This window comes from Herbaspirillum sp. NPDC101396, assembly GCF_044767365.1.
In the GTDB taxonomy this organism is placed as follows: domain Bacteria; phylum Pseudomonadota; class Gammaproteobacteria; order Burkholderiales; family Burkholderiaceae_D; genus Herbaspirillum.
Map to the genome: position 1 here is coordinate 441,789 of NZ_JBIWNT010000005.1, position 17,257 is coordinate 459,045.

Below are 17,257 nucleotides of genomic sequence, written 5' to 3' on the forward strand. Positions count from 1 at the left end.
GTTGTTTCAACCAGGTACTTCAACTTAATTGCCACTTACTCAGAGAGAATAAAATGAACATCGCTAAAATTATCGCCGCTACTGCCCTGATCGCCGCCGCCGGTTCCGCACTTGCCGAAACTCCATATCCACCACAACAAGCGTTCACCTCGACCAAGACACGTGCTGAAGTCGTCGCCGAAGTGAAGCAAGCAGGTGGTGACCTGGGTCGCCGCAACTATCAGGACACGTTCAATCCTGCTCCTGTCGTATCGAGCAAGACCCGCGCTGACGTCCTGGCCGAACTCAGCCAGACTCGCGGCGACGTCGCTCGCAACAACTACATCAACACCACACGTTGATCGACCGCTGCATGTCGATGACAGACAGTCCGCCCCGGCATCGCGCCGCCGCGGACTGAAGTTGTTTAACTGACCGGCGAACTGCAATCTCTGCAATGACGCCGGTTTGTCGTATTCTTCCCTCCTCGTTTTTCTTTTCATTTTCCACCACCTTCCGCTGCTCCCCTTACGCATTTTTCCTGCGCTGTTTTCCGCATAAACAAAGCCGTAAATAGTCGTTCCCAGATCCCGTCGCGTCTTCCTATACTCGCTCCCATTTGGTGCATACGCGCCAAGGGGATGCAGGACCTCGCCGGCTATCCGCCTGCATTGAAACGCATCCCACCATTTCACGACAACAAGGAAAATATCCATGAAATTGCGTGCTTCACTGTCCCCTTTGTTCTTTGCGTCCGCCCTTGCGCTGACCTTGCTGCCGGCTGCCGCCCACGCCGACAAGCTCGACGACATCAAAAAGGCCGGCGTACTGCGAGTAGCTGCTTTTGACGGAAATCCGCCGTTCGGCTACGTCGATGCGACCAGCAAGAAAATCGTCGGCCTCGACATCGACTACGCCAACGAGCTCGGCAAGAAACTCGGCGTGAAGGTGGAAATCGTCCCGACCAATCCGGCCAACCGCATTCCGCTGCTGTCGTCCAACAAGGTCGACCTGGTGTTCGCCAATTTCACGATTACCGAAGACCGCGCCAAGGTTATCGACTTCAGCATTCCTTACTTCGCTTCGGGCCAGCAATTCCTCGCCAGGAAGGGCGTGCTGAAGAACGCCGACGGCATCAAGGACATCCGCGTCGGCACCGACAAGGGAACCACCATGGAAACCACGCTGCGTGAAAAGTATCCCGACACCAAGGTGGTGCTGTATGACGACACCCCACTCGGTCTGGCCGCACTGCGCAACGGCAACATCCAGGCGTTCAGTCAGGATGGCTCCAAGCTGACCGCGATCCTGGCGGCGCTGCCGGACAAGGACAAATACGAAATCCCGGCCTTCGCAATCTCGGAAGAATATGAGGGCGTCGGCGTTCCCAAGGGGGAGACGCGCTTGGTTGCCTTCCTGAATGACTGGCTGCGCGACCTCGAGAAGACCGGTACCGCACAACAGATCTATGACAAGTGGTTCGGCCCGCAAAGCAAATCGCCGCTGCCGCGCCTGTTCAAGATCGGCGACACCAAGCTGCGCGACAAATAAGCAGATCGTTCGCGATGAAAACCAGCCGCTTCGTGCGGCTGTTCTCGTTTTGGCTACCTCACTGATTGCTACCGCTTAATTGGCTTCCTGATCTCCATGCTCTCCCATTTCGATACCAGCCAGCTGCTCGCCCCCAAATATCTGCTGTGGATGTGGCACGGCTTCCAGACCACCCTGCTGCTCAGCGCCGCGACGGTGGTGCTGGCGACGCTGCTCGGCTTCTTCCTGGCGGCGGCGCGCTCGAGCGCACATGCCGGCTTGCGGTTGCCGGCCGCAGCCTACACTTCGCTGTTTCGCAACACGCCGCTGCTGGTGCAGTTGCTGTTCTGGTATTTCGGCGTGCCCGCCCTATTCCCCGAAGGCGCGATGGAGTGGCTCAACGCCACCCACAGCATCCGCTTGCTGGGCGTGCTGACGCTGAGCTGGCCGTCGTTTGAATTCCTGGCGGCGATGATCGGCGTGGTGCTCTACTCCACCGCCTACGTCAGCGAAGAAATCCGCGCCGGCATGCGCGGCGTGCCGGCCGCGCAATCGCTGGCCGGCGGCGCCATCGGCCTGACGCGCCTGCAAGTAGTGCGTTACATCGTACTGCCGCAGGCCGTGCGCATTGCCTTGCCGCCGCTGCTGGGCCAATACATGAACATCCTCAAGAACACCTCGCTGACGATGGCCATCGGCCTTGCCGAATTGTCGTACACCTCGCGCCAGGTGGAAGCCGAGACCTTCCGCACCTTCCAGGCCTTCGGCTTCGCCACGCTGCTGTATATCGTCGCCATCGCATTGATCGAGAGTCTTGGCCACTGGCATTTGCAGGTGCGCCTCGCACATGGCGGCAAGGGGAGGCATTGATGGAATTCGCCGTGCTGCTCGACAACCTGCCCTATCTGCTGTGGGGATCGTATCCAGACGGACCGCTCGGCGGCGCCGCGCTGACGCTGCTGCTGAGCGTCGGCTCAGCGCTGCTGTCGGCGCTGCTCGGCGTGGTGTTCGGCGTCGTGCTGGCGATGAGCAGCGGCGCGATGCGCAACCTGCTCACGCTGGCGCTGGGATTTTTCCGCGCGATTCCGGTGCTGATGCTGATCTTCTGGACTTACTTCCTGCTGCCGATTGCGTTCGGCATCGACGTGCCCGGCGTGCTGTCGGTGATGTTTGCGCTGTCGCTGGTGAGCGCCGCCTATCTGGCGCATTCGGTGGCGGCGGGGATTGCCGGCATTCGCAGCGGCCAATGGGACGCCGGCCTCTCGCTCGGCCTGCCGCGCCTGCATGTGCTGCGCTGGATCGTGCTGCCGCAGGCGCTGCAGATGATGCTGCCGTCCTTCATCAATCAGTGGGTGACGCTGATCAAGGACAGTTCGCTGGCCTACATCGTCGGCGTCGGCGAATTGTCGTTCGTGGCGTCGCAGGTGAACAGCCGGTTGATGATTTATCCGATGGAGATTTTCATGTTCGTCGGCGCCATTTATTTCGTGTTGTGCTCGGCGCTGGAACAATTCGCGGCATGGGTTGGACGCTACTTCCATCCTGAGGCAATCGCCACGCGACATGTGCGCCGGGCGATGAAAAAAGAGCAGGAAAACACGCTGCCGGAGACCTGGCCTGAAATCGCCTGACGCGTCAGGAAAATGTGATACATTCGTCCGCTTGCTGTTCCTTGTTGTCCTTGCGGCTTTGGTTATAATCGCCCCCCCCATAAGAATAATCGACCATGAAATCGAACACACAGACATCCCACGCAACAATCTACGGGCAAGACATCAGCCTGGCGTGCCCGCACTGCGGCCAGCTCATGCTGCAGCTGTCGCCCGACGCGCGCCCGATCCAGGAAAAGAAGGTGGCCTGCCCGTCATGTTGCAAGCAAAGCAAGATGGCCAAGCTGAAGACCAGCAGCGGCGATACTTACCAGCTCTACATTCGTCAGATCGATCCGAATGCGCGCATCGGCGTGTACAGCTACAAAAAATAGAGAATTTTTGCAGGACTGCTCCACCTGATCTTGCATCCCCAAACAAAAAGCCCCGCACGTTGCCGTGACGGGGCTTTTTTGAATTTGCGCAAAAAGATTGTGAAAATCTGTTCATATTGCAACCCCGACAGGTGAACAGATTCGGTGAGGAGATTCGCGCGGCCCAGTGCTATCTGCAAAGTGGCTGCGCATTGAATCCGCTCACTGAATCTGTTCACATGTTGGCGCTGCTGCGCAGGAGAGGATAGCGTGAGTTCACTATACCTGCCCCGCCGCCGCGCAGCTACGAATCAATCCGAGCATGCATGCGCGGATTTTTCATAACTACGCTGCCGCCGCCACTACCTCAGGATTCCGTCCCTGACGGAATCCCGCCGCCGGATGCCGTGCCGGCAACAAGGGCGAGGCGCCGCCCAGCTTCTCGCGCAACGTACCCTCCTGATACGCGGTCTTGTAGCGGCCGCGCCGCTGCAGTTCCGGCGCCACCAGGTCGGCAAAATCCTCGTAGGCCTCCGGCGTCACGGCATAACTCAGGTTGAGGCCGTCGACGTCGGTGGCATCGACCCAGTGCTCGATGGCGTCGGCCACCTGCTCCACCGAGCCGATGAACAACGGACCGCGGCCGCCGATGGCGTTGTGGCGCGCCAGTTCGCCGACAGTCCAGACACGGTTCGGATCGCCGATGGTGAAATTTTCCAGCGCCGAACTGATGCCGGCGTCGAGCTTGAGGTAACGGATAGGCTCGTCGGGATCATATTTGGAAAAATCGATGCCGGTCCAGCCCGAGAACATCGCCAGCGCCGCCTGCGGATTGATGTAGTTCTGGTAGTCGCGGAATTTTTCCTGCGCTTCCTTTTCGGTGCGACCGACGATGATGGTCGCCATCGAGAAGAACTTGATGTCGTCGGCGTGGCGCCCCGCCAGCACTGCCTGGCTGCGCGTATCGGCCACCACCGGCGCGATGGTCTTGATGCTCGGGCCGCTCAGGTAGATGCATTCGGCATGGCGGCCGGCGAAGGCCTTGCCGCGCGTCGACGAACCGGCCTGGAACAACACCGGCGTGCGCTGGCGCGACGGCTCGGTCAGGTGCACGCCTTCCAGCTTGAAGTATTTTCCTTCGTGCACGATCTTGTGGATAAGGCGCGGATCGGCGAACTCGCCGGTGGCGACGTCGCGCAGCACGGCGCCATCTTCCCAGCTCGACTCCCACAGCTTGTAGACCACGTCCATGTATTCGTCGGCGATGTCATAGCGCTCGTCGTGGGCCGTCACCTTGCTGTGGCCGAGCGCGCGCACGCCGCTGGTGCTGTGGCCGGTGACAATGTTCCAGCCGATGCGGCCGTTGGTCAGGTGATCCAGCGTCGACATGCGCCGCGCGAACACATACGGCGGCTCGTGGTTGGCGTTGCTGGTGACGCCGAAGCCGAGATGCTTCGTCGCGTAAGCCATCGCCGAAATCGACAGCATCGGATCCTGCTTCGGCACCTGCGCGCCGTAGCGCAGCGCCGTGTCGAGATTGCCGCCGAAGACGTCGTTGACGCCGATGCTGTCGGCCATGAACAGCGCATCGATGAAGCCGCGCTCCAGCACCTTGGCCAGATTGACCCAGTAGTCGAGCGTGTTGTAGGTCAGCGAGCGATCACGCGGATGGCGCCACAGGCCCGGCGAGTGATGCACCGGGCTGTGCAGCGCAAAGGCGTTCATGCGGATTTCTTTTGCCATGATTTTTCCTTGGATGCAACTAGGCCGCGTTCAACGCAGCCGCGTAATTTTGATTGCTGTGATTGCCGGCCGCATCAAGACGCGGCGCCAGCAGCACTGCCTGGCGCAACAATTCGGCGATGGTGCCGGACTCGAACAGCACGCCGCGCAAGGGCAGGCCGCTGGTAGAGATCAGGGTCGAGGGCTGGCCGTCGGCGCCGATCACGGCCAGCGTCTGCGGATCGGCGTCGATGCCGAGATTGAGTGCGCTCGGGCGTACATAACCCTTCTCCAGCAAACGACCCAGCAACGGTTCGCCGCTGACGCGCTTCCACACGTATTCGAAGCCGGTGCAATTGATCACGGCGTCGGCCACCAGCGTCAATGCCGGCTGCACTTGCTGCTGGCCGCGCAGGCGCACCGCCACCGCGACCTTGCCGCCCGACTCTTCATGCAGTTCGACCGGCGTGCCGGTATGCACCTGCAAGCGACCGGCAGCGCGCACTGCGTCAAAGACCTCCGCACTCGGCGGCGGCACCCGATGCAGGAACATGTCCCAGTACGCGCGCACGTGGCGCATGAAGCGCTGGCGCTCGCTCAGTGCGGCAGCCTTCCACAGGCGCGTCAGATGCGGACGCACCGCCATCACCACGCGTTGCCAGTCGTCGCCACTGTCCTTGGCCTTCGCAATCTGCGCCCGCACAGTGCGCAAGATGTCGCGCGCGGTCGTGGGTGCGCCGGTGTCGGTCAGGAACTCGGGCCACGCCGCCACTTCATGGCGCGCCACCGGCACCAGGCCGCGCCGCGAAACCACGTGATACTTGCCGCGATAGCCTCGCGCCTCCAGCGCCACCACGGCGTCGATCATGGTCAGGCTGCTGCCGATCAGCAGCACGTCGGTGGCGCCCTTGAGCTTGTCGAGTGCATCCGGATTCCACGGATCGGCCAGGTAGCGGCCATCGTCTTCCAGCGCCTGCGTGACGGCAAAACCGGGACGCGACTTGAATACGCCAGGCGCCAGCAACAGATGATCGGCGCTGAACTCGCGCACGGCGTGGCCGTTGTCGACCGTCACGCGCACGCGGCCGTGATCTTCGCTGACGTCGCTGACCTTGGCCAGGATGTGTTCGACTTCAACGCCGGGTGCAGCGTCCTGCAACGCCAGCCGCAACTCGTCGCGCAGGTAGTCGCCGAACATCCAGCGCGGCGCGAACGCCAGCAGCTTGTCGTCGAACTCGTTCCAGCCCGATCGGTCGGCGCGCAATTGCAGCCAGTTGGCGAAATGCGCGGCGTCGTCGGGACGCAGGCTGAAGGCCTTGGCCGGGCCGTTGAGGCGGTGGCTGAAGTCGGGGGTGGAATACGCCAGCCCGCGTCCCAGTTCGGGATTCGGATCGAAGATGCGGATCAGCAGCGGCGTCTGCGCCTGGCGCAGCAGACGGATCGCGGCCAGCGTTCCGGCCATGCCGCCGCCGACGATGGCGACCGAGCGTTGTGTGGTGTGGTTGGACATGCGGCCTCCTGGGTGGAATTTAAAACGGCTTGTCGCCCTTGACGGTCACGCGGTAACCGGAACGCACTTGCGGGTAGTAGTCCCACACCGCCAGATGCTGGGCGCTGCGGTTATCCCAGAACGCGATCGAATCCGGCTGCCAGCGAAAGCGCACCTGGAAATCCGGCTTGGCCAGATGCTGGTACAGGAAAGCGAGGATCGCCGCACTCTCTTCGCGCGGCACATTGTCGATGTGCGTCGTGAAATTGGAATTGACGAACAAGCCCTTGCGGCCGCTCTCCGGATGCGTGCGCACGATCGGATGCGAAGACTTCGGATAGACGCGGTCACGGTCGTCGATGCCCTTGCCGCGATTGCGGCTGCGATACACCTGCTCGCCGTCGTGCGTCGCGGTGAGTCCCAGCAGGTAAGTCTGCAGGCCCGGCGACAGCGCTTCATAGGCGGCATAGGTATTCGAGAACAGCGTGTCGCCGCCGTGCTCGGGCAAGGTCTGCAGATGCAGGATGCTGCCCAGCGGCGGTTCGGCGTCGCACGAGACGTCCGAATGCCAGCGGTCGCCGGCGATGCGCACGGTGTTGTGGTCGGCGTGGATCGGCAGGATTTCGGGATGGCCTTCCGGACCTTTGGTGTTGGGATGCACGTGCAATTCGCCGAAATAGCGGCCGAAGCGCTTGTGCTGCTCCAGCGTCAGCGGCTGGTCGCGGAAAAAGATCACCAGGTGGTCCAACAGCGCCTGGCGCACTTCCGCAATTTGCTGCGGCTCAAGCGGACGGGTCAGGTCGATGCCGTCGATCTCGGCGCCGATCAGCGGCGTGACCGGCTTGACCTTGATGGTTTCGTAACGTGTTGCTGCTGTTGTTGTCATGAAAGCCTCCTTGATGTTATTGAATTTCGGCAGCGGCGGCGAGAGCATCTGCGGCTGCATCGGCGCCGCGCCGGAACGCCGCCGCCGGATGCGTGTCGGGCAGGCGCGGGCCGGCGCCATAGAGTTTTTCGCGCAGCGTGCCGGCGCGGTATTCCTTCTTGTAGACGCCGCGCTTCTGCAACTCCGGCACCACCAGTTCGACGAAATCGATGTGGCTTTGCGGCAGCAGCGTGTAGCTCAGGTTGAAACCGTCAATGTCAGTCTCGTCCATCCATTCCTGCATGATGTCGGCGACCTGTTCGGGCGTGCCGACCAGCACCGGACCCTTGCCGCCGATGGCGTTGTGCTGCGCCAGCTCGCCGATGGTCCAGACGCGATCGGGATCAGCCACGGTGAAACCTTCGATGGTCGATTGCATGCCTTCGCTCTTGGCGTATTGCAGCGGCTCGTTGACGTCGCGTCCGGCCAGGTCGACGCCGCTCCAGCGCGAGAACAGCGCCAGCGCGCCCTCCGGGCTGACGTAGCGGCGGTAGTCTTCGAGCTTGGCCTTGGCCTCGGCTTCGGTACGGCCGACGATCACGGTCAGCAGCATGAAGAACAGGATGTCTTCCGGATTGCGACCCAGTTGTGCGGCGCGCTGCCGTGTGTCGGCGACCGAGGCGCGAATGATGTTCTTCGACGGCGCGCTGACGAACACGCATTCGGCATGGCGCGCGGCGAAGTCCTTGCCGCGTCCCGACGAACCGGCCTGGTACAGCAGCGGCGTGCGCTGCGGCGTCGGCTCGCTGAAGTGCACGCCCTCGATCTGGTAGTGCGGCCCTTCATGACGGATCACGTGTACCTTGGACGGATCGGCGAAGGTCTTGGTGGCGCGGTCGCGTTTGACGGCGTCGTTTTCCCAGCTGCCTTCCCACAGCTTGTAGACCACGTCGAGATAGTCGTCGGCGATCTCGTAGCGCAGGTCGTGCGGCTTGCTGGGACCGAGCCCGAGCGCCTTGCTGCCGGAGTCGCCGAAGCTGGTCACGATGTTCCAGCCTACCCGTCCCCTGGTCAGCTGATCGAGCGTCGACATGCGGCGCGCGAACAGGTACGGCGGCTCGTACGTTACGCTGCTGGTCACGGCAAAGCCGAGATGCTCGGTGACCTGCGCCATCGCCGCCACCAGCAACAACGGATCGAGGCGCGGGAATTGCAGGGCGCCGCGGATGCCGGCATCGTGCGAACCGCCGTAGACGTCGTAGGTGCTGATGCCGTCGGCCCAGAACAGGCCGTCGTACTTGCCCTGCTCGGCCACGCGCGCGAGATTGCTCCAGAACTCCAGCGTGTTGTAGTCGAGCGACTTGTCCTGCGGATGCGACCACAAGCCCGGCGACAGATGGCTGGGTGCAAACGTCACGAAGGCGTTGATCCTGATTTCCTTGCCGGTTTTTTTACTCATGTCATCCTCATTTCAAAAATTTGTATTCAGGTCCATGCCTGCAGCGCCGCGAACCACGCCAGGCTGACTCCGTAACCGGTCAGCGTAAAGCGGCCGTTCCATTGCAACGCGACGACGCGTCCCGGCACGTCGGCGGCGCGCGCCATGATGGCGATGGTGGCGCCGTATGGCGTGATGCCGCCGGCCAGCACCCAGCTCGACAGGAACACGAAGGCCAGCACCACCGGCTTCAATCCCAGCAAAGCCGGATCGGGAATCGCCGCGCTGACGATGCCGATGCCGACCACCGCGCCGACACCAAGCTGCGCCACCGCGATGATCGCCGGCAGCAGCAAGCCGGCCAGCAGCACCGGATGCAAAGCCGCCTGCGCCAGCAAAGCCGGGATTGCCTGCAAATGCAGCGCGTGGCCGAGCAGCGTGCCGAGCAGAGCGCCCGAGGCGATCATGCAGATCTCGGTGCGAAAGCCCGGAAAGATTTGAAACAGGCGCTGCCGCATGCGCCGCGCCGTCAGCGCCAGCGCTGACGACACGCCGGCGCGTGCGTACTGGCGCACCAGCCACAGCAGGGCCACCGGCGGCACCACCAGCATCACGCCGTCGCTGACGCTGGCATGCAGCGCGAACGCCGCCGCCAATGCTGCGGCGATCACGGCCAGGATCAACGCGACGAAGCCGTGGACCGCACGCCAGTCGGCGCGCGGCGATGACGTGTTGATCGCCGCAGCAGTCTTCCAGTGCACCCCGTCCAGCAGCCAGCCGAGCAGCAGATAGCTCAGCGACAGGGCCATCGCGTAGGGCAGCAATTCCTGCCAGTGCAAGGCCGGCACCGAGGCCAGCGCCACCGCAAAACCGATCGACAGCGGCGACCACATCGCCATCGTGCCGAAGCCGCGGATGATCGCCACCGACGATTCGCGCAGACGCTGCGCCTGCAATTGCGCGTCGCCGCCGGCGGCTGCCAGCGTGTTGCTGCGCCGGACCATGTTGCCCAGCAGGTTGATCGCGCCGACGTTGAGCACGATCGCCAGCAGATGCGCACCAGCGGTCAGCACCACATAGCGACGCGACTTCGGTTGTCCGATCACGGTGTAGCCGACGCGGCGGATCAGCGGCGAAGTACGCGCCGCCTCCACCATGAAGCCCATCGCCGCCAGAATCGCCGCCACCGTCGTGGAACGGTCGAGTCCCTGCGCCACCACCTGCCAGCCGGATGGCCACGACAGCAGCGCCGCCAGCGCCAGCAGCAAGGTCAGCCACACGGTGGTCTTGACGATGCGCGCCAGCACATGCACCTCGCACAGCAGGTAGACCGTCAGGCCGAGATCGGCGGCGTAGCCGAACCAGATTGCCGTTGCATGTCCCGCCAGCAAGTCGCGCAACAACACACCCACCGCCACCGTGCTCAAAGCCAGCGTCGACCACACCGCGCGACTGCCGAACGACAGTCGTGGCAAGAATGCGGTCAGCGGCAATTTGTCGGCGAGTCGGTTCACGGCAAGATGACTAGCGTTGCAAGGTCGAGTCGAACTGCTCGCCCAGCTCGGCCTGGCCGAGGATCTGCGCGGTGCGGTCGTGACCGGCGTGCAGCACGTGAGTTTCCAGGTCGCGGATATAGCGGCCGAGCGGATGTTCGTCGAACTGCGCGGTCGCGCCGGAGGCGTGCACCACGGTCTGCGTCAGCTTGAAGGCCGCATGCGCCGCGGCCGACTTGGCGCTCATGGAAATCAGTTCGGACGCCACCACGTCGGATTTCTGCCAGCTCTCGATGGCGACATTGAACAAGGCGGCGGCGCTGTCGAGCGTGATGCGCATCTCGCCGGTGCGCAGCTGCGTGATCGCATTGGTGGCGCGGCCGCGTCCCTTGATGTAGTCGAGATACCAGCCATACAGACCTTCCGACGCGCCCAGGTAATTTGCCGCGAAGCCGAGGTGATACCGACCTTGCCAACGACCTTTGGGATAGGAACCCGGCTCGCCCAGCACATGGCTGTCCGGTACGAACACGTCCTGCAGCGTGATCACCGAGCTGCGCGCGGCGCGCATGCCGTGCGGCTGGTACCAATCGTCGCTGAGCGTGATGCCGGGCATGTCCGGCTCGAGAATCACCATCATGTGGTTCTTGAAATAATCGTCGACGCCATCGATCGCCACGAAGGCGATGATGTAGTCGGCCAGCGGGCCGTTGGTGGCGAAGTTCTTGACGCCGTTGAGCTGCCAGCCGCCGTCGACGCGTTTGGCCTTGGTCTGCATCACGTACATGTTGGTGCGGCCCGGCTCGCTGCCGACCGAGGCCAGCAGGCTGAACTTGGAAGTCAGCGGTTGCAGGAAGCGCTCGCGCTGCTGCGGCGTGCCGAGTTCTTCCAGCAGCCACAGCGTGTGGTTATGCACCTGATAACAGTGCGCGGTCGAACTGTCGCCGCGCGCGATGGTGCGCACCGCCTGCAGGAAGACGCCGGGATCGCGGCCCAGCAGGCTGCCGTCGCGACCGCCGTTGTTGCTGGTCGCTGCGGCGTGCAGCAGGCCGAGCGCATGGATGCGCGTGAGGTTCTCGACCGGCAGCTTGCCGTCGCGTTCGTGGGCGATGCTCCAGGCGCGGAAATCGGTGCGCGCGAGCTGGTCGAGCGTGCGGAATTCGTCGCGCTCGAGGATGGTGTGGGGGCTTGCCATGTTGTCTCCTGATATGAATATGGGATGAGCGGCCGCTGCGCTTATGCGGCGATGGCGCTCACGATGTCGGTGCTCTCATCTGTCTGTGCAATTGCCTCGGCGTAGTGGCAGGCGGCCCAGTGCCCCGGTCCGAGCTGACGCAGCAAAGGCTTGCTCTCGGCGCAGCGGCTGTCGGCGCGCGGGCAGCGTGGATGGAATGGGCAGCCCGAAGGCGGATTCAGCGGCGACGGGATTTCTCCCGTCACAACGTCGTCATCGAGTCCGCTGTCGGGATCCGATACGGCGATCAAGGCTTGCGTATAGGGATGGACCGGACGATTGACGACCTGCTCCTTGCTGCCGATCTCCATGAACTGGCCGAGGTAGAGCACGCCGATCTGCGTGCTCATGTAGGCGACCACGGCGAGGTCGTGCGAGATCAGCAGATAGGTCAGATTGAGTTCGGCCTGCACGTCCTTGAGCAGGTTCAGCACCTGCGCCTGGATCGAGACGTCGAGCGCCGACACAGGTTCGTCCAGCACCAGGATGCGCGGCTCCAGCGCTAGTGCGCGGGCGATCGCCACGCGTTGGCGCTGGCCGCCGCTGAGTTCGTTGGGCAGGCGCTCGGCATAGTCGGCGCGCAGGCCGACCAGTTCCAGCAGCTCGGCCACGCGTTGGGCGTAGGCATCGCTGTTGGCAAGCGCGGGGACAGCTCCGTCCGCGCCAGGATTGCCGGCGAGGCGGCTCCATTGTTTCCAGCGCTGGATGCGCAGCGGTTCGGCGATGATGTTGCCGATCTTCATGCGCGGATTGAGCGCACCGTAAGGGTCTTGCAACACCGGCTGCAGGGCGCGGTAACGCCAGGCATCCTCGCTCGCCGATGCCTGCGGGCCGAAACGATGGCCGTCGATGACGACCTGCCCCGAGGTCGGGCGCTCGGCGCCCATGATCAGTTTGGCGATGGTCGATTTGCCCGAGCCCGATTCGCCGACCAGGCCGAAGGTACCGCCCTGCTCGATCGTGAACGACACCCCCGCCACCGCCGCCAGCGTGGCCGGACGGGCGAGGAAATGACGGCGCACCTGATAATCCTTCTTCAGGTCGCTGACCTCGATATAAGCGCTTTCAGATGTTTTATTCATGCTGCGGTCTCGAGCGGATACCAGCACGCCACCTGATGCAGCCCATCGCCATCAGTGGCCGCCAGCGGCGGATACGATTCCCTGCACAACGCAGCCGCGCGGGTGCAGCGCGAAGCGAAACGGCAACCGCTGCCGTGCTGGCCGGCGGCCGGCGGCTGGCCCGGAATTTCCTGCAGGCGCGCCATGTCGGCGCTGATCTTCGGTGTGGCGTCGAGCAGGCCGCGTGTATAGGGATGCGCCGGCCTGGCGAAGATGCGCGCCACCGGACCTTGCTCGACGATGCGGCCGGCATACATGATCGCCACCTCGTCACAGAACTTGGATACCGTGTGCAGGTCGTGCGTGACGAGGATGATGGCGGTGCCGCGCTCGCGCTGGATTTCCTTGAGCAGGCGCAGGATCTGCTGGCGGATGGTGACGTCGAGCGCAGTGGTCGGCTCGTCGGCGATCAGCAGGTCGGGCTGGCAGGCGACGTTGATGGCGATCGAAATGCGCTGGCGCATGCCGCCGCTGAACTGGTGCGGATAAGCCGCCGCGCGTTGCGCCGGGGCGGGAATGTGCACGCGCTTCATGACGTCGATGGCGCGCTGCCAGCGGCTGCGCTTGCTGCGCTCGCCGTGATGGTATTTGAAGACTTCGCCGATCTGGTCGCCGATGCGGTAGAGCGGATTGAGCGAGGTCATCGGATCCTGCAGGATCATGCCGATCTGGCCGCCGCGGATCTTGCGCATCTCGTCGGCGGACTTGGTCGCCAGGTCTTCGCCCTTGAACAGCACCGAGCCGCCGGTGACTCGGCCGAATGCCGGCAACAGGTTGAGGATGGACAGACAGGTCATGCTCTTGCCCGAACCGGACTCGCCCACCAGCCCCAATGTCGCGCCTGCGCGCAGGCCGAAGCTGATGCCGTCGACCACCTTGACGCGACCGCCCGGTGTGGCGATGTCGGAGGTCAGGCCGCTGACCCTCAACACTTCCTTGCGCAAGACTTCGTGATTAGGGATATCCGCCGCGCCCATCAGTCGACCTCGCCAATCAGGCGCGTGCCTTCGCGCAAATGGTCACCCGCAAGGTTGGCGGCCAGCACAGTCAGCATCATCACGATGCCGGGCATGACCGAAGTCCACCACGCGTGTTCGAGCTGGCCGCGACCGTCGGAAATCATGGTGCCCCACGACGGATCGGGTGGCTGCACGCCGAGGCCGAGGAAACTCAGCGCCGCTTCCAGGATGATGATCAGGCCGATATCCAGCGTCAACAGCACCAGGAAGGTATTGCGTACGTTCGGCAGGATATGGCGCAAGGCCACGCGCAACGGCGAAGCCCCGGCCAGGCGCGCCAGCAAGACATAGTCGCGGTGCTTGATGCTGAGCGCTTCGGCGCGGATCACGCGGGCGAAGCGCGCCCAGTTGGCGATAGTGACAACGATGATGACGTTGGCGGTGTTGGGACCGATCACGCCGATCACCACCATCGCCAGGATCACCGGCGGCAAGGAATATTGAATGTCGGCCAGGCGCATCGTGACGCTGTCGATCCAGCCGCCGAAATAGGCCGACAGAATGCCAATCAGCGTGCCGCCGCAACCCGCCAGGAAGACAGCGCAGAACGCGATGAACAGCGACAGCCGGGCGCCGAACATGGTGCGGCTGAGCACGTCGCGGCCGAGCTGGTCGGTGCCGAACCAATGCGCCAGCGACGGCGCCTGCAAGGCGCTGCCGAGGTCGATGCCGTTGGGATCGTAGGCGGTCAGCCATGGCGCCAGCGCGGCCGAAACGATGACCACCGCCAGCACCGCCACCGACAGATGGAACTGCCAGTGCCGCGTCCAGCGCAACCAGGCGGGACGGGACGAGCGTACTGCCGGCACGGACGACTGCGGCAACGATGGAGCGTGCTGGATGATGGCGTCAGACATGGCTAATCCTCGGATCGATCAGGGCGTACAACAGGTCCACCGTGAAATTGATCACGATGAACAGCAGGGTGGAAACGATCACGGCGGCTTGCACCACGGTGAAGTCGAGCTGGTTGATGGATTCCACCATCAGGCTGCCGAAGCCGGGCCAGGAGAACACCGCTTCGATCGACACCGCGCCGCCGATCAGGATGCCGAACTGCGACGCCGCAAAAGTGATCACCGGCAGCGCCGCATTCTTGAGCGCGTGCTTGACCACCACCACGTGTTCCGGCACGCCCTTGATGCGCGCCATCTTGACGTACTCCGATTGCAGCACCGCGGTGAGGTTGGCCTGCGTCAGCCGGCACAAACCGGCGGCTGAATACCAGCCCAATGCGATCACCGGCAGCACCAGATGCTGCCAGCTGCCGTAGCCGCCGGTGGGCAGCCAACCGAGGCCGACCGAGAACAGGCGGATGAACAACAGCGCAAAGAAGAACGGCGGTGCGGCCTGGCCGAGCGCCGCAAATATTTTTGAGAACTGATCGGCGAAACCATCCTTCTTCACCGCCGCCGCAATGCCCAGCGGCACGCCCGTAAAAATTGCAAACGCCAGCGCGCTCAAGGTCAGCAGCAGGCTCGGACCGAGCCGGTCTTCGACGATGCTCAGCGCCGGCACGCCGAAGTGGAAGGAATTGCCGAAGTCGCCGCGCACGATGGTGGAGAGAAAGCGCGCATATTGCACCGGCACCGGATCGTTGAGGCCGAGCTGTTCGCGGAACAGCGCGCGGTCGGCTTCCGTTGCTTCCGGCGGCATCATCAGGTGAGCCGGGTCGCCGACCATTCTCACCATGACGAAGATCAGCACCGACATCAGCAGCAAGGTGACGAGGGCGGAGCCGATGCGGCGCAGCAGGAAAGCCGGCATGTTATTTCCAGCCTGCCGTGCGGAAGTTCAGGAAGCCGGAGCCCTTTTGCACATCCCACTGCACGCTCTTCTTCTTGGCGTAGATGTAGAAATACTCGGACAGGAAGAAGCCGGCGGCGTCGTCATGCAGGATCTGACCGACCTGCTCGAAGATCTCGCCGCGCTGCTGTGCGCCGGAGACGCTGTTGACCTTTTGCAGCAAGGCCTCGACTTCCGGATTGTTATAGTTGGACCAGGAGCCGTCCTTGGAGAACGCGCCGCCGACCGGATGGATCGGGTCATACAAGGCGTTGGTGAATTGCGACAGGGCCAGCGGACCGGAGGCATGGGTATTGTTCAGGCGCTGGAAGGCGGCGTAGGTCAGGCGATTGAGTTTGACCTTGACGCCGATCTGGCCCCAGTAGGCGGCGACGGTTTCCGACAATTCTTTCGGCAGGTCGCCCTGGATGTTCAGCGTGGTCTCGAAGCCGCTTGGATAGCCTGCCTTGGCCAGCAGTTCCCTGGCCTTCTTCGGATCGTAGGGATAGGCCTTGATCGACTTTTTCGCGCCGTACGGATAGTAGTTGGAGATGAAGGTGCCGAGCGGTTCGCCGACGCCGTGCAGCACGCTCTTGATGATGGCGTTGGTGTCGATCGCATAGCTCAGCGCCTGGCGCACTTCACGCTTGGAGAACGGCGAGGCCGGATCGTCGGTGTAGACACGGATGTACAGCGGCGAGGCTACCGGCGACGAAATCACGTCGAGGCCGGCTTCCTTCTTCAGGCGGTCGTAGTCGGGGAATGGCAACACCACGGCGACGTCGATCTCGCCGCGCAGGATGGCGTTGACGCGGCTGACCGGTTCGGTGATGGCCTTGAAGATCAGGGTCTTGATCTTCGGTTTTTCACCCCAGAAATCGTCGAAGCGCTCCAGCACCAGTTCGCTGCCGCCCGGTGCATAACGCTTGACCTTGTAGGGGCCGAGCGAGACCGGCGCCTGGGCGAAGGCATCCGGATTGGCCAGGCTGGCGAGGTAGTCGCCGGGCAAGATGTACAGGTAGCCGGCGACCTTGTTCTGGAAGGCGCCGTCCGGCACTTTCAGCTTGAAGGTGACAGTGTAAGGGTCCGGCGTCTCGATGCTGTCGACGATCGGTGCGAAGTAAGGGCGACGCGTGCTCTTGCTCTTGGGATCGAGGATGTGCTCGACCGAGGCCTTGACGTCCCTGGAGGTGAACTGCGTGCCGTTGTGGAACTTCACGCCCTTGCGCAGCTTGTAGGTGAACACCTTGGAGTCGGGTGAAATCGTCACGCTGGTCGCCAGGCGGGGCACGATCTTGCCCTCCAGGTCGAAGCCGTACAGCGTGTCGTATATTTGCCAGCCGTAGCGCAGCGAATCGCCGCTGATGGTGACCAGGCCGTCAAGGTTCTGGAACTCCTTTTCCACGCCGACCACCAGCGTGTCGCGATCGACCGCCGGCTTGTCGGTGGTGGCATGAACGACGCCGGACGCCAGCACCGATGCGGCGAGTACGCCGCCGGCCAGCAACGCCCTGATGACTTTGGAAAACACCATGCAAAAACTCCCTCGTGACGCGGTCGCGCCCTGTTTGTTGTAGACAAATAAATGAAAAGTGAACGACAGCCCGCACTGACGCAGG

16 protein-coding genes are annotated in these 17,257 nt (G+C 63.3%); 5 read left to right on the forward strand and 11 right to left on the reverse strand.

Annotation, left to right across the window (positions count from 1 at the left end; genetic code table 11):
• Positions 1 to 53: 53 nt before the first annotated feature.
• The 5 genes from ACIROY_RS19380 to ACIROY_RS19400 all read left to right on the forward strand — a co-directional run bounded on the left by ACIROY_RS19380 (position 54) and on the right by ACIROY_RS19400 (position 3,493).
• Positions 54 to 341 (forward strand): DUF4148 domain-containing protein, encoded by a 288-nt coding sequence (locus ACIROY_RS19380; RefSeq protein WP_402275843.1) that lies wholly within the window; start codon positions 54 to 56, stop codon positions 339 to 341.
• Between the two features lie 352 nt (positions 342 to 693).
• Entirely contained in the window at positions 694 to 1,530 is an 837-nt protein-coding gene (locus ACIROY_RS19385; protein ID WP_402343376.1) for an ABC transporter substrate-binding protein, read from the forward strand.
• Between the two features lie 96 nt (positions 1,531 to 1,626).
• Positions 1,627 to 2,379 (forward strand): amino acid ABC transporter permease, encoded by a 753-nt coding sequence (locus tag ACIROY_RS19390; protein WP_402343379.1) that lies wholly within the window; start codon positions 1,627 to 1,629, stop codon positions 2,377 to 2,379.
• Positions 2,379 to 3,140 (forward strand): amino acid ABC transporter permease, encoded by a 762-nt coding sequence (locus tag ACIROY_RS19395; protein WP_402275849.1) that lies wholly within the window; start codon positions 2,379 to 2,381, stop codon positions 3,138 to 3,140. The genes ACIROY_RS19390 and ACIROY_RS19395 overlap by 1 nt, the downstream gene beginning before the upstream one ends.
• Positions 3,141 to 3,235: 95 nt before the next feature.
• Positions 3,236 to 3,493 (forward strand): hypothetical protein, encoded by a 258-nt coding sequence (locus tag ACIROY_RS19400; protein WP_157137835.1) that lies wholly within the window; start codon positions 3,236 to 3,238, stop codon positions 3,491 to 3,493.
• Between the two features lie 324 nt (positions 3,494 to 3,817).
• Here ACIROY_RS19400 and ACIROY_RS19405 read toward each other — a convergent pair whose 3' ends face one another.
• The 11 genes from ACIROY_RS19405 to ACIROY_RS19455 are packed head-to-tail and all read right to left on the reverse strand — an operon-like array spanning position 3,818 to position 17,172.
• Positions 3,818 to 5,215: an LLM class flavin-dependent oxidoreductase gene (locus ACIROY_RS19405; RefSeq protein WP_402343382.1), complete on the reverse strand. Its 1,398-nt coding sequence runs from the start codon at positions 5,213 to 5,215 to the stop codon at positions 3,818 to 3,820.
• A gap of 19 nt (positions 5,216 to 5,234) precedes the next feature.
• Complete coding sequence (locus ACIROY_RS19410) at positions 5,235 to 6,704, reverse strand: FAD/NAD(P)-binding protein (RefSeq protein WP_402343385.1); 1,470 nt, start codon at positions 6,702 to 6,704, stop codon at positions 5,235 to 5,237.
• Positions 6,705 to 6,723: 19 nt separating this feature from the next.
• Positions 6,724 to 7,569 carry a TauD/TfdA dioxygenase family protein gene (locus ACIROY_RS19415; RefSeq protein WP_402343388.1) on the reverse strand — a complete coding sequence of 282 codons (846 nt, stop codon included), beginning with the start codon at positions 7,567 to 7,569 and terminating at the stop codon, positions 6,724 to 6,726.
• 16 nt (positions 7,570 to 7,585) lie between these two features.
• Positions 7,586 to 9,007 (reverse strand): LLM class flavin-dependent oxidoreductase, encoded by a 1,422-nt coding sequence (locus ACIROY_RS19420; RefSeq protein WP_402343391.1) that lies wholly within the window; start codon positions 9,005 to 9,007, stop codon positions 7,586 to 7,588.
• A gap of 26 nt (positions 9,008 to 9,033) precedes the next feature.
• Positions 9,034 to 10,500 (reverse strand): hypothetical protein, encoded by a 1,467-nt coding sequence (locus tag ACIROY_RS19425; RefSeq protein ID WP_402343394.1) that lies wholly within the window; start codon positions 10,498 to 10,500, stop codon positions 9,034 to 9,036.
• A 10-nt stretch (positions 10,501 to 10,510) separates the two neighbouring features.
• Positions 10,511 to 11,674 (reverse strand): acyl-CoA dehydrogenase family protein, encoded by a 1,164-nt coding sequence (locus tag ACIROY_RS19430; RefSeq protein WP_402275864.1) that lies wholly within the window; start codon positions 11,672 to 11,674, stop codon positions 10,511 to 10,513.
• 41 nt (positions 11,675 to 11,715) lie between these two features.
• Positions 11,716 to 12,795, reverse strand: a complete 1,080-nt coding sequence (locus ACIROY_RS19435; RefSeq protein WP_402343397.1) for an ABC transporter ATP-binding protein — start codon at positions 12,793 to 12,795, stop codon at positions 11,716 to 11,718.
• A complete protein-coding gene (locus ACIROY_RS19440; RefSeq protein ID WP_402343400.1) occupies positions 12,792 to 13,811 on the reverse strand; it encodes an ABC transporter ATP-binding protein in 1,020 nt (339 codons plus the stop codon). Before ACIROY_RS19440 ends, ACIROY_RS19435 begins: the two co-directional genes overlap by 4 nt.
• Positions 13,811 to 14,710 carry an ABC transporter permease gene (locus tag ACIROY_RS19445; RefSeq protein ID WP_402275873.1) on the reverse strand — a complete coding sequence of 300 codons (900 nt, stop codon included), beginning with the start codon at positions 14,708 to 14,710 and terminating at the stop codon, positions 13,811 to 13,813. Before ACIROY_RS19445 ends, ACIROY_RS19440 begins: the two co-directional genes overlap by 1 nt.
• Positions 14,703 to 15,620 (reverse strand): ABC transporter permease, encoded by a 918-nt coding sequence (locus ACIROY_RS19450; RefSeq protein ID WP_402343403.1) that lies wholly within the window; start codon positions 15,618 to 15,620, stop codon positions 14,703 to 14,705. Before ACIROY_RS19450 ends, ACIROY_RS19445 begins: the two co-directional genes overlap by 8 nt.
• 1 nt (position 15,621) lies before the next feature.
• Positions 15,622 to 17,172: an ABC transporter substrate-binding protein gene (locus tag ACIROY_RS19455; protein ID WP_402343406.1), complete on the reverse strand. Its 1,551-nt coding sequence runs from the start codon at positions 17,170 to 17,172 to the stop codon at positions 15,622 to 15,624.
• Between the last annotated feature and the right edge of the window lie 85 nt (positions 17,173 to 17,257).

Excerpts from the sequence above, each read along its gene's own strand:
- ACIROY_RS19435 (WP_402343397.1), bottom strand. The coding sequence starts at position 12,795 with ATGAATAAAACATCTGAAAGCGCTTATATCGAGGTCAGCGACCTGAAG.
- ACIROY_RS19390 (WP_402343379.1), top strand. The coding sequence starts at position 1,627 with ATGCTCTCCCATTTCGATACCAGCCAGCTGCTCGCCCCCAAATATCTG.
- ACIROY_RS19445 (WP_402275873.1), bottom strand. The coding sequence starts at position 14,710 with ATGTCTGACGCCATCATCCAGCACGCTCCATCGTTGCCGCAGTCGTCC.
- ACIROY_RS19455 (WP_402343406.1), bottom strand. The coding sequence starts at position 17,172 with ATGGTGTTTTCCAAAGTCATCAGGGCGTTGCTGGCCGGCGGCGTACTC.
- ACIROY_RS19400 (WP_157137835.1), top strand. The coding sequence starts at position 3,236 with ATGAAATCGAACACACAGACATCCCACGCAACAATCTACGGGCAAGAC.
- ACIROY_RS19410 (WP_402343385.1), bottom strand. The coding sequence starts at position 6,704 with ATGTCCAACCACACCACACAACGCTCGGTCGCCATCGTCGGCGGCGGC.
- ACIROY_RS19385 (WP_402343376.1), top strand. The coding sequence starts at position 694 with ATGAAATTGCGTGCTTCACTGTCCCCTTTGTTCTTTGCGTCCGCCCTT.
- ACIROY_RS19415 (WP_402343388.1), bottom strand. The coding sequence starts at position 7,569 with ATGACAACAACAGCAGCAACACGTTACGAAACCATCAAGGTCAAGCCG.
- ACIROY_RS19430 (WP_402275864.1), bottom strand. The coding sequence starts at position 11,674 with ATGGCAAGCCCCCACACCATCCTCGAGCGCGACGAATTCCGCACGCTC.
- ACIROY_RS19420 (WP_402343391.1), bottom strand. The coding sequence starts at position 9,007 with ATGAGTAAAAAAACCGGCAAGGAAATCAGGATCAACGCCTTCGTGACG.
- ACIROY_RS19395 (WP_402275849.1), top strand. The coding sequence starts at position 2,379 with ATGGAATTCGCCGTGCTGCTCGACAACCTGCCCTATCTGCTGTGGGGA.
- ACIROY_RS19450 (WP_402343403.1), bottom strand. The coding sequence starts at position 15,620 with ATGCCGGCTTTCCTGCTGCGCCGCATCGGCTCCGCCCTCGTCACCTTG.
- ACIROY_RS19380 (WP_402275843.1), top strand. The coding sequence starts at position 54 with ATGAACATCGCTAAAATTATCGCCGCTACTGCCCTGATCGCCGCCGCC.
- ACIROY_RS19405 (WP_402343382.1), bottom strand. The coding sequence starts at position 5,215 with ATGGCAAAAGAAATCCGCATGAACGCCTTTGCGCTGCACAGCCCGGTG.
- ACIROY_RS19440 (WP_402343400.1), bottom strand. The coding sequence starts at position 13,811 with ATGGGCGCGGCGGATATCCCTAATCACGAAGTCTTGCGCAAGGAAGTG.